Genomic DNA, 11754 nt, shown 5'->3' on the forward strand with positions numbered 1-11754 from the left:
TGGCCATGCTGGTCGAATCTACGCGCGAAGCTGCGCGCGGCCACCGCGGCCAGTTGATAGGCACGGTCACCGGGGCTGCTGTCACCGCGGCCACTGTCACCATGATCACTGTTCAGCCGTGGACCAACGGCGCCAGCAACCAGCCGCCGTCCTCCGCACCGACGACGGCTGCTCCCCCCACGTATCCGCCACCCAGCGTCGGCCCATCACAGCCGCCGAACAGCACGCCGCCTTCCGGCAGTCCGTCGCCGACAGCGAGCGAGACGGAACCCAGCAGCAGCGCTTCACCGATGCGAGTGGGTCGTCCCCCCTGGCCACCGAGCGCGCTACCCACCATCTCTGTTGCGCCAGTCGGCGAGACAACGCCCGCAGGCCAATCACCTTCAGCCGAGCCGAGCGGAGAACCGGCGGACGACACCGACGGCGGCGACAGCGGTACACCGCCGCCGGACGGCCAGGCCCCGGGGCCGTCTCCGGAACCGTCGGAAGCACCGGCCCCGCCTCCGGTGGAGAGCAAGCCCGCCGAGGAAGTGACCGTCGAATCGGTGGTGCGTCTGGCCATCTCGCCGCGGCTGAGCACTCACGGCTGCCCAGGCAGCTGGGGCGGGCGGCGATAGCGCCGGCGAGCCGTTGGTGTTCCGCTGCCGCCAGGATGACTCCGGGCGGCAGCGGAACAGCTCGCATGCCGGTTCACTGTTCAGTCCGCCTCCAGGTGCCAGGCGATCCGCTCCGCCACCGGAGTGGGCTTCCTGCCGGGGGCGGGCATGATGCGGACCTCGCCCAGCAGGGCCGGGGTGAGCAGCACCGCGGCGATCGCGCGCTGCTTCTCGATGCTGGTGTTCTTCCACCAGGCGACGACGTCGGTGATGGGCTCATCCGGCAGGAGGGCGGCGAGCGGGGCCGGGGTCGTCAGCTTTACCAGCTTCGCGTCCAGGGCCGCGATCTGCGTCTCCAGTTCCTCCATGTCCATGGTGCGCTGGATCTTGGCCCGTGCGGTCTTCGGGGTCGGCGCCTTCTCCAGTTCCTCCAGCTCGCCGGTCAGCCGATCCAGCTCTGCCCGGACGGTCTTCTCCTGCGCGCTGGAGTCAGGGCGGCGCCGCAGTGCCGCATGCCGCAGGGGATCGGCGAGGTACTTCAGGATCACACCCAGCTCGGGGGGCAGGCGCTTGCCGGTCTCGGGGTCGAAGCGGTCCAGGTCGCCGATGATGATCCGGTCCGTCTCCTCCTTGTCCACCCACACGTGCCCGCAGGGGTGCCCCTGGTAGCCGAGGGACGCCTTCTTCCGGTTCTTGTTCCGGTGCATGGCGGCCATCGGCAGACGGCAGACACCGCACCGCATCGTCATGGACAGCACGTGCCGGATGTGCTCGCCCGTATACGTACGACGGGACGGATCGGCGAGCACCTTCTGAACACGGTCGAACAGCGCGCGAGAGACGATCGGCGTGTAACCCTCCCACCGCACCGGCACGATCTTCCCGTTGTGCTTGCGCAGCCCGGCGTACGCGGGACGCAGCAGCATCGACCGCAGGTTCTGCGGACTGAACGGGACCCCGGGCACCAGCTCGCCGTCGACCGTGCGGTCCCGGCTGACGATGCCGCGCTGCTCCCACTCCCGGGACAGGGCGTACATCGGCTCCGGCAGGAGACCGCCGTCCTCGCGGGGCGTGTTGGTGTACAGCAGCGGCACGTTCTCGTCGTCGGCCAGACCGAACCGGTTGTCCTCCACCCCGGCGACCCGCACGAACAGCTCTGCCACGAGCCGCCCTTCCTCGGGGTGCGGGTACTGCGCGACGGGCCGGGGCCGGCGGTCGATGACCTCGTAGTCGCGGGCGTACCCAAACGACACCTGCCCCTGCGGCCGGCCCTCCCGGGCTGCGGAGTTCAGGCCGCGCAGGGTCCGCTTGGACAGCCGCCGGGCCTCCCGCTCGGCATCGGCGATGCCGGAGATCAGTTCGTGCCGGTCGTTGTAGTTGCGCGGGTTGTACGTCCGCTCATGGCTGGTGATGTGGACCAGGTAGCCGGCGGCCTCGCACAGGTCGACGATCTCCACGCCGCGGCCGGTCTCGCGGGCAAGGCGGGCGATCTCCCACAGCACCAGCACGTCACCGGGGTCCCCGAACTCGCCGGAGCGGAGGTCGGCGACCAGCTTCTCGAAGTCGTCGCGGACCTTGCGGGCGAACTTCGAGGCGGACCCGGTGTCCTGGTACGGCTCGCCCCACTGCCAGGGCCCGTGCTCCTGCTCGGCTTCGAGGTTGTCGGTGTGCTGGTCGCGGATGCTGCGCGCGCTGCGGCCCTTGCCCTTGGACACGCGCAGGTACTCCCGCGCCGTTCGTGTGGCGGTGTCAACTGCCGCCTGCTGCACTGGTGTCAGCGTCGCCAAGGTCCCCTCCCGATCCTGCTGAGGAACCGTACTCTACAACCAAGGCACATCCATGGCTCCGCCTACCAGGACCCGGACCTGATACGCCGGGCGGCCCCGCGACTGGCGCTGATCTCCTGCGGTGCGGACAACGCCTACGGACATCCCGCTCCCAGCACGGTCGCTGCGCTGCGGGACGGGGGTGCGGCGGTGCTGCGGACGGATCTGGACGGGGCGATGGCGGTCGTCGGTGCGGGCGCGGAGTTGCGCGTGGCGCGAGACTGAAGGCATGAACTCCGCACAGGTTGATGCCTACCTCCGCCGCCTGGGGGTCGCAAACCCGGCCTGGCCCACCGTCGACGTTCTGCGCGAGCTGCATCTGCGCCATCTGCAGACCGTGCCCTTCGAGAACCTGTCGATCCACCTCGGCGAGGAGATCGTGCTGGAGGAGAAGCGGCTGCTGGACAAGGTGGTGGGGGCGCGGCGCGGCGGGTTCTGCTACGAACTGAACGGGGCGTTCGGCGCGCTGCTCGGCGCGCTGGGGTACGACGTGACGCTGCTGGCGGGACGTGTGTACGGGGAGGGGAGGCGGCTCGGGATCCCGTACGACCACCTCGCGCTGCGGGTGCGGACGGTCGACGCGGGCGAGTGGCTCGCCGACGTCGGGTTCGGTGCGCACTTCTACTATCCGCTGGCCTTCGAGGAGACCCGCGAACAGACGGATCCCGGTGGGATCTTCCGGATCGTCGAGGCGGGGCCGGACGCGGCGGGCGTACGGGGCGGCCCGGGCGCTGCGGGTGCGGCCGGGGCGGCCGACCTGGACGTTGTCAGGGACGGCAGGCCCGTGTACCGGCTGGATCTGCGGCCGCGGGTGCTCGGAGACTTCGTGACCGGGGCCTGGTGGCACAGCACGTCGCCGGAGTCGCATTTCGGGAAGTCGCTGGTCTGCTCGCGGGTCACGGAGGACGGCGGGCGGATCACGCTGAGCGGGCGGCGGCTCAAGGTGACGGCAGCCGACGGGAAGCGCGACGAGCGGGAGCTCGCCGGGGACGAGGAGGTGCTCGCGGTGTACCGGGAGCGGTTCGGGATCGAGCTGGACCGGGTGCCTGCCGTGCGGCACCCCGGCCGGGCGGGCTGACCTGCTTGTTCGATTCCGGGAGCGGTGCCGGAAAATGGCTGCCGTGAGTGATGCGAGACATGTGCTGGTGCTGCCGGACCGCGATGCCGCGGAAGAGGTGGCCCAGGCGCTCGGGGAGCGGTTCGGGCTGGACGAGGAGCCGCGGCTGCTGCGGGACGCGCTGGCCGGTGAGGACGACGCCGAAGACGCGCAGTGGCTGGTCGTGCTGCGGGACGAGGAGGGGCGGCTGGATCCCGGCGAACTGGACGAGTTCGCGGGGGAGTGGGACGGGTGGCGGGAGGAACCGTAGCCCTGCCGGGTGGAGTGGCGCGGATCCGGTTGGCGTGGCCCCCTTGACGTGGCACCCCTTGGCGTGACCCAACCTCGACGTGTGGCACCCCGTGGCGTGGCCCCCTTGGCCCGGACCCCGTTGTCAGTGGCCCGTGGGATGCTTGTCGCGATGGCCAGGAAGACTGCGAATGACGACCCTCTCGCCCCGGTGACGCTTGCCGTGGGCCAGGAGGACCTCCTGCTCGACCGTGCCGTGCAGGAGGTGGTGGCCGCCGCCAGAGCCGCCGACGCCGACACGGACGTACGTGACCTGACGCCGGACCAGCTGCAGCCCGGCACGCTCGCGGAGCTGACCAGCCCGTCGCTCTTCGCGGAGCGCAAGGTCGTCGTCGTACGCAATGCGCAGGACCTGTCCGCCGACACGATCAAGGACGTGAAGGCGTATCTGGGGGCGCCCGCCGAGGAGATCACCCTCGTGCTGCTGCACGCGGGCGGAGCCAAGGGCAAGGGGCTGCTGGACGCCGCGCGCAAGGCGGGCGCGCGGGAGGTGGCCTGCCCCAGGATGACGAAGCCGGCGGACCGGCTGGCCTTCGTCAGAAGTGAGTTCCGTGCGCTCGGGCGGTCGGCCACGCCCGAGGCCTGCCAGGCGCTCGTCGACGCCGTCGGGAGCGATCTGCGGGAGTTGGCGTCCGCGGTGTCCCAGCTGACCGCGGACGTCGAGGGGACCATCGACGAGGCGGTGGTCGGGCGGTACTACACCGGGCGGGCCGAGGCATCGAGCTTCACGGTCGCCGACCGGGCGGTCGAGGGGCGGGCGGCGGAGGCCCTGGAGGCGCTGCGCTGGTCGCTGGCGACCGGAGTGGCACCGGTGCTGATCACGAGTGCGCTCGCGCAGGGAGTGCGGGCGATCGGGAAACTGTCCTCGGCGCGCGGCGGGCGGCCGGCCGATCTCGCGCGGGAACTGGGTATGCCGCCGTGGAAGATCGACCGGGTGCGGCAGCAGATGCGGGGGTGGACGCCGGACGGGGTCGCGGTCGCCCTGCGGGCGGTTGCCGAGGCCGATGCCGGGGTGAAGGGCGGCGGGGACGATCCCGAGTACGCCCTGGAGAAGGCGGTCGTGACGATCGCGCGGGCGGCTCGGTCGAGAGGGCGGGCGTAGTTCCCCGGCGTTTTCCCAGGCATTCCCCCGCGTTCCCAGCGTTCCCTGGCGGCAGTGACGGGGTGAACGGAGGAGAATCGGACGTATCAGCCGTACATCGCCGGACATGGGGAAGGTGGCGATCAGGCATGGCTGAGCACCCGCACGCAACTCTCGTCCGCAAGGGCTACGAGGCCTTCACGCGTGGTGACATGGACGCCCTGCGAGGGCTGATGACGTCGGACTGCACGCACCATGTGCCCGGCAGTCACCCCCTGTCGGGTGACTTCAAGGGGCAGGACGCGGTCATCGACATGTACGGCCGGCTCTTCCAGGAGACGGCGGGGACGATGCAGGTCGAGCTGCGCACCGTACTCGTCGACGGCCGGGGCCACGCGGTCGCCGTGCACCACATCACGGCGGAGCGCCAGGGCAAGCGCCTCGACGAGGACGGAGCGATCGTCTTCCGGATCGTCGGGGACAAGATGAGCGATCTCGACGAGTGCGTCGCGGACATCGACAAGGGCAACGACTTCTGGTCGTGACCGCGCATCGGCCCGCTCGGCCCGCTCGCACCGAAGGCCCCGGCGCCCGCTCTGGGGAAGAGCGAGGTGCCGGGGCCTCCGGTTCAAGCTGGTGAGCCCGTACCCGCGTGGCGAACGCAGGCCGCGTACGGACTCGGGGTGCCGGTCGGGAGCGGATGAGAGAGGGCCCGCTCTGGGTCCTGCCGGCGATCAGACCAGATGAGAGGTTCAGCCCTTGAGGGCAGCGACCTTGGAAGCCAGCGCCGACTTCTTGTTGGCGGCCTGGTTCTTGTGGATGACGCCCTTGGAGACGGCCTTGTCGAGCTGACGCGCGGCAGCGCGCTGGTACTCGGTGGCCTTCTCGACGTCACCCGCGGCAGCAGCCTCACGGGCCTTGCGGATCGCGGTCTTCAGGGAGGACTTGACGGCCTTGTTGCGCAGCCGAGCCTTCTCGTTGGTCTTGATCCGCTTGATCTGGGACTTGATGTTCGCCACGAATGAGCCTTTTCAGGTTCTGGCACGAGGCCGCACGGGACCCGCACCGGTGATTTTCTTGGGGTGCGCCTCGCGCTGAGAGGGCATGAGGCACAGCCACCCAGGCTACCAGCGGCCCTCTCGGTGGCCCAAACCGGTCGCCGGTCCCGGCCCGTGGGACCATGGAGACTACGTATCGATCCGACCCGAGACCGTTACCTGCGGATACCTCAAGAATCAGGACCCTGCGTGCCCGCGACCCCTAACCATGTGCCCGAGCCGAGCCGTACCGACCCGGCTCTGATCCGCAATTTCTGCATCATCGCGCACATCGACCACGGCAAGTCCACGCTCGCCGACCGGATGCTCCAGCTGACCGGTGTGGTCGAGCAGCGGCAGATGCGTGCTCAGTACCTCGACCGGATGGACATCGAGCGCGAGCGCGGCATCACGATCAAGTCCCAGGCGGTGCGGCTGCCGTGGGCTCCCACCCACGACCCCGGCAACACGCACATCCTCAACATGATCGACACCCCGGGGCACGTCGACTTCACGTACGAGGTCTCGCGGTCGCTCGCCGCCTGCGAGGGGACCATCCTCCTCGTCGACGCCGCCCAGGGCATCGAGGCGCAGACCCTCGCCAACCTGTACCTGGCGATGGAGAACGACCTCACGATCATCCCCGTACTGAACAAGATCGACCTGCCGGCCGCGCAGCCGGAGAAGTTCGCCGAGGAGCTCGCCAATCTGGTCGGGTGCGAGCCGGACGACGTGCTGAAGGTCTCCGCCAAGACCGGCCTCGGTGTCGAGGCCCTGCTCGACAAGGTGGTCGCCGAGATCCCGGCGCCCGTCGGTGTCGCGGACGCGCCCGCGCGGGCCATGATCTTCGACTCGGTCTACGACTCCTACCGCGGTGTCGTGACGTACGTCCGTGTCATCGACGGGCAGCTCAACAGGCGTGAGCGGATCCGGATGATGTCCACGAACGCGACGCACGAGCTGCTGGAGATCGGCGTCAGCTCGCCCGAGATGCTCCCGGCGGACGGGCTCGGCGTCGGCGAGGTCGGTTATCTGATCACGGGTGTGAAGGACGTCCGGCAGTCCAAGGTCGGTGACACCGTCACCAGCCAGGCCAAGGGCGCCACGGAGGCGCTCGGTGGCTACAAGGACCCCAAGCCGATGGTCTTCTCCGGCCTGTATCCGCTGGACGGCTCCGACTACCCGTTGCTGCGTGAGGCCCTCGACAAACTCCAGCTCAACGACGCCGCCCTCGTCTACGAGCCGGAGACCTCCGCCGCCCTCGGCTTCGGCTTCCGCGTCGGCTTCCTGGGCCTGCTGCACCTCGACGTGATCCGGGAGCGGCTGGAGCGCGAGTTCGGCCTCGACCTGATCGCGACCGCGCCGAACGTGGTCTACCGGGTCGTGATGGAGGACGGCAGCGAGCACACCGTCACCAACCCGAGCGAGTTCCCCGAGGGCAAGATCAACGAGGTGTACGAGCCGGTCGTACGCGCCACGATCCTCGCGCCGACCGAGTTCATCGGCTCGATCATGGAGCTGTGCCAGACCCGGCGCGGCACCCTCCTCGGCATGGACTACCTGTCCGAGGACCGGGTCGAGATCCGGTACACCCTGCCGCTGGCCGAGATCGTCTTCGACTTCTTCGACCAGCTGAAGTCCAAGACTCGCGGGTATGCCTCGCTGGACTACGAGCCCACCGGCGAGCAGACCTCCAGCCTCGTCAAGGTCGACATCCTGCTGCACGGCGACAAGGTGGACGCCTTCTCCGCCATCACGCACCGGGACCAGGCGTACGCGTACGGCGTGCGGCTCGTCGCCAAGCTCAAGGAACTGATCCCGCGGCAGGCCTTCGAGGTGCCGGTGCAGGCCGCCATCGGTTCCCGGGTGATCGCCCGCGAAACCATCCGCGCCATCCGCAAGGACGTCCTCGCCAAGTGCTACGGCGGTGACATCTCCCGTAAGCGGAAGCTGCTGGAGAAGCAGAAGGAAGGCAAGAAGCGGATGAAGATGGTGGGTTCCGTGGAGGTTCCGCAGGAGGCCTTCATCGCGGTGCTCTCCAGCGATGACAGCGCGGGATCGGCCAAGGGCAAGAAGTAACCGCAGGTAACAAACGGATACTTCGCAAATCGTGCGCAACAGGGGCTTGCCGTACCCGACGGCGGGCCCCTGTGGCATGCATACGGCCGTCCTTCTGGAGGAAGTGACAAGGCGCGGAGTCTTACGCAGTGGCCGGTCGGCCTCTACCCTGATCCCTGCTCGATAGTTACTCGCGAGTTAAACAACAGCGCGCGAGTGAAAACTGCCGCACCGAAGGCGCATGCCGCCCTGAGCCAGCCGCACTGTCGCGGGCCCCGGAGGATGTCGTGAGCGACACACAGACTTTGATCGAGAACCGTCCGCCGTCCGTCGCGGGCCTCTTCCTGGAGCGCGTGACGGCCACACCGGACGCCGAGGCATACCGCTATCCGGTCCCGCCGGCCTCCGGCCAGGGACCGGACGACTGGAAGTCGCTGAGCTGGGGACAGACCGCCGAGCGGGTCTACGCGATCGCCGCCGGGCTGATCGAGCTGGGCGTCCAGCCGCAGCAGCGGGTCGCCCTGGCCTCCGCCACCCGGCTCGAGTGGATCCTCGCCGACCTCGGCATCATGTGCGCGGGCGCGGCCACCACCACGATCTACCCGCAGACCAACGCCGAGGAGTCCGCGTTCATCCTCGCCGACTCCGGCAGCCGGGTCCTCGTCGCGGAGAACGCCGAGCAGCTGGCCAAGGCACAGGAGAAGCGTGCCGAGCTGCCCGAGCTCACGCATGTTGTCGTCATCGACGCCGACGGCGTGGAGACCGGCGACTGGGTGCTCAGCCTCGCCGACCTGGAGGCCCGGGGAGCGGCCCGGCTCGAGAAGGACCCCGACCTGATCAAGGAGCGGGTCGGCGCGATCACCAAGGACCAGCTGGCCACCCTGATCTACACCTCCGGCACCACCGGCCGGCCCAAGGGTGTCCGCCTCCCGCACGACAACTGGTCGTACATGGCGAAGGCGACCGCCGCGACCGGGCTGATCAGCGCGGAGGACGTGCAGTACCTGTGGCTGCCGCTCGCGCATGTCTTCGGCAAGGTGCTCACCTCCGGGCAGATCGAGGTCGGGCACGTCACCGCGGTCGACGGGCGGGTCGACAAGATCATCGAGAATCTGCCGGTGGTGCAGCCGACGTACATGGCGGCTGTGCCCCGCATCTTCGAGAAGGTCTACAACGGCGTCGCCGCGAAGGCCCGGGCCGGCGGCCCCGCCAAGTACAAGATCTTCCAGTGGGCGGCCGGTGTCGCCCGCGAGTACGCCAAGGTCGCCCAGGACAACTTCCGCCGCACCGGCACCGCGTCCGTCCCCTTCGGGCTCGGCGCCAAGCACAAGGTCGCCGACGCGCTCGTCTACTCCAAGCTGCGGGAGGCCTTCGGCGGGCGGCTGCGGGCGTGTGTGTCGGGGTCGGTCGCGCTGGCCCCGGAGATCGGCTTCTTCTTCTCCGGCGCCGGCATCCACATCCTGGAGGGCTACGGGCTGACGGAGTCCTCCGCGGCGTCCTTCGTCAACCCCGGTGAGGCCTACCGGACGGGCACGGTCGGCAAGCCGCTGCCCGGCACGGAGGTTCGCATCGCGGAGGACGGCGAGATCCTGCTGCGCGGGCCCGGAATCATGGAGGGCTACCACGGGCTGCCCGAGAAGACCGCCGAGGTGCTGGAGGCCGACGGCTGGTTCCACACCGGTGACATCGGCGAGCTGTCGCCCGACGGCTATCTGCGGATCACCGACCGGAAGAAGGACCTGTTCAAGACCTCGGGCGGCAAGTACGTCGCGCCGACCGAGATCGAGGGGTCGTTCAAGGCGGTGTGTCCGTACGTCTCCAACATCCTCGTGCACGGTGCGGACCGGAACTTCTGCAGTGCGCTGATCGCGCTCGACGAGCCGTCGATCCTGCAGTGGGCCAAGGAGAACGGGCTGGAGGGCAAGTCGTACGCCGAGGTCGTTGCCGCGCCGGCCACGGTCGCGATGATCGACGGGTACGTGCAGCAGCTCAATGCCGGGCTTCAGCGGTGGCAGACGATCAAGAAGTTCCGGCTGCTGCCGCGGGACCTGGATGTGGAGCACGGCGAGATCACGCCGAGCCTGAAGCTGAAGCGGCCGGTTGTCGAGCGGGAGTACCAGCACCTGCTGGACGAGATGTACGCCGGGACGCGGGAGGCATAGCGGCCGGATCCCCGAGCAGTGTCGGGTCCGTTCTGCGAGTGCTCGAATCTGTCCGGCTTCTGTCAGGCTTCGAACACGCCCGTAGCACGGTTCTCGCCCATGGCGGCCCACTTCGATGACTCCACGCTTATGGGCGTGCCCCATCTGTCACCCTGTCGGCAACGATCGAGGCGTATTCGTCCGAACTGCTCGGGGAGCTGTAGATGGGGGCCATTCCGGCGCAGCGGGAGACCGTTTCCCTTGCCTCTGATGTGCCTGCGCACGCCTTTGACCCGTCGGTGTACGAGGGTGGGCCGCAGGACGCCGCACGGATGCGCGCCACCCTGCACGGCGGCCCGCTCGCGCCGGGCGCCGCGCGCGGTCTGCTGCGGGTGGTGTTCCAGCAGTGGGCGGGCCTCGGCCTGCCCGGCGCGGACCGGCTGACCGACCGGCTGGCCCATGACGCCATGGTCGTCGTCAGCGAGCTCGTCACCAACGCCGTCGTGCACGCCGGCACCGACGTCGAGCTGGCCTGCTGCCTGCAGCCCGAGTCGGGCGCCGTCGTCGTGGAGGTCTGCGACCACCACCCCTCGCGTGCGCCGCGCGACGGAGAGAGCGAAGCGGCGTACGAGGCGGCGGAGTACGGCCGTGGGCTGCGCCTCGTCTCCGCGCTGTCCGAGGCCTGGGGCGTCACCTATCGCCGGGGTGCCAAGACGGTGTGGGCGCGCGTGCCGGCCGAGGGGAGCGCGGACGCCGAGGCGTACGCCGCCGAGCGCGCCGGCTTCCTGGGCGCCGAGCTCCTCGCGCCCGAGCCCCATCGGTCCGAGCGGGACCGGGACTGGCTGGGCCGGGGCGCGCTGTCCTTCCTCGCCGAGGCCTCCGACCTGCTCGCCGGACAGCTCGACGAGGACCTCGTCGCCGCGCTCACCGGCCAGCTGATCGTGCCGCGGCTGGCCGACTGGTGCGCGGTGTGGCTGGAGGACGAGGCGCTGGGCGGCCGGGGTGGCTGGGGCGACGGCACCGGGGCGCCCGGGCCGCGGCTGGCCCGGGTCTGGCACAGCAGCGAGGAACGCATCGAGGAACTCCGCCGGTGCCTGGAGCAGGAACCGCCGCTTCCGTCGGACGGGTTATCGGCGGGGCCGGTGGCTTATCCGTGGCCTGGAGAGGGGTTCGGGGTCCGCGGGGCGGATGGTGCTGGTGAGGCGCCCGACATGGAGGGCGTGCGCGGGGCGCAGGCCGACAGCCGTGCGCCCGGCGGGCGGGACGTCGTATCCGGTGACGCGGCGGCGTCCGGCGCGGGAGGTGCGCAGGCCGGCGAGGAAGGCCGCGGAGCCGAGGGGGCCGCCCTGGCGTATCGGCTGGTCGCCGGTGGGCGGCCGCTCGGCACGCTCGTCATCGGGCGGGTCGGCGTCGCGCGGTTCCCGGACGAGATCACCGGCCTCGTCGAGGACCTCAGCCGCCGCGTGGCGCTCGCCATCGGCGCGGCCCGGCAGTACGCCCGGCAGGCCACCATCAGTGCCGTGCTCCAGCGCGGACTGCTGCCCGGCGCCGTCGCCGAGATCCCCAGCGTGCGCAGTGCCCTCGTCTACGAGCCCTGCGACAAGGGCGGA

General features: G+C 70.1%; 10 protein-coding genes and 1 pseudogene. 8 read left to right on the forward strand and 3 right to left on the reverse strand.

Features of this window, described 5'->3' with window-relative positions; all coding sequences use genetic code 11:
* Positions 1–112: 112 nt before the first annotated feature.
* Complete coding sequence (locus tag ACTWQJ_RS34480) at positions 113–562, reverse strand: hypothetical protein (protein ID WP_443310405.1); 450 nt, start codon at positions 560–562, stop codon at positions 113–115.
* Between the two features lie 135 nt (positions 563–697).
* Positions 698–2383: a recombinase family protein gene (locus tag ACTWQJ_RS34485; protein WP_443310406.1), complete on the reverse strand. Its 1686-nt coding sequence runs from the start codon at positions 2381–2383 to the stop codon at positions 698–700.
* 51 nt (positions 2384–2434) lie between these two features.
* Here ACTWQJ_RS34485 and ACTWQJ_RS34490 point away from each other — a divergent pair.
* From ACTWQJ_RS34490 to ACTWQJ_RS34510, 5 genes and pseudogenes are all read left to right on the forward strand, one after another.
* Positions 2435–2647, forward strand: a pseudogene (locus ACTWQJ_RS34490) (ComEC/Rec2 family competence protein); the annotation flags it as partial.
* 4 nt (positions 2648–2651) lie between these two features.
* On the forward strand, positions 2652–3500 hold the full coding sequence (locus tag ACTWQJ_RS34495) for an arylamine N-acetyltransferase family protein (RefSeq protein WP_443310407.1): 849 nt from the start codon (positions 2652–2654) through the stop codon (positions 3498–3500).
* A gap of 43 nt (positions 3501–3543) precedes the next feature.
* Positions 3544–3789 (forward strand): hypothetical protein, encoded by a 246-nt coding sequence (locus ACTWQJ_RS34500; RefSeq protein WP_224740161.1) that lies wholly within the window; start codon positions 3544–3546, stop codon positions 3787–3789.
* Positions 3790–3939: 150 nt separating this feature from the next.
* On the forward strand, positions 3940–4929 hold the full coding sequence (gene holA, locus ACTWQJ_RS34505; protein WP_206307040.1) for a DNA polymerase III subunit delta: 990 nt from the start codon (positions 3940–3942) through the stop codon (positions 4927–4929).
* Between the two features lie 128 nt (positions 4930–5057).
* A complete protein-coding gene (locus ACTWQJ_RS34510) occupies positions 5058–5453 on the forward strand; it encodes a nuclear transport factor 2 family protein (RefSeq protein WP_385513782.1) in 396 nt (131 codons plus the stop codon).
* Positions 5454–5660: 207 nt separating this feature from the next.
* Here the strand turns inward: ACTWQJ_RS34510 and rpsT are convergent, their stop codons facing one another.
* Entirely contained in the window at positions 5661–5927 is a 267-nt protein-coding gene (gene rpsT, locus ACTWQJ_RS34515) for a 30S ribosomal protein S20 (RefSeq protein ID WP_009188551.1), read from the reverse strand.
* A 228-nt stretch (positions 5928–6155) separates the two neighbouring features.
* Here rpsT and lepA point away from each other — a divergent pair, with 228 nt between their 5' ends.
* From lepA to ACTWQJ_RS34530, 3 genes are all read left to right on the forward strand, one after another.
* Complete coding sequence (gene lepA, locus ACTWQJ_RS34520; protein ID WP_443310408.1) at positions 6156–8024, forward strand: translation elongation factor 4; 1869 nt, start codon at positions 6156–6158, stop codon at positions 8022–8024.
* 266 nt (positions 8025–8290) lie between these two features.
* Entirely contained in the window at positions 8291–10165 is a 1875-nt protein-coding gene (locus ACTWQJ_RS34525) for an AMP-dependent synthetase/ligase (RefSeq protein ID WP_443310409.1), read from the forward strand.
* A gap of 203 nt (positions 10166–10368) precedes the next feature.
* The coding region (locus tag ACTWQJ_RS34530) for an ATP-binding protein (RefSeq protein WP_443310410.1) at positions 10369–11754 on the forward strand (1386 nt) is incomplete at its 3' end.

This window comes from Streptomyces sp. KR55 (genome assembly GCF_052245645.1).
GTDB classification, from domain to species: domain Bacteria; phylum Actinomycetota; class Actinomycetes; order Streptomycetales; family Streptomycetaceae; genus Streptomyces; species Streptomyces flavusporus.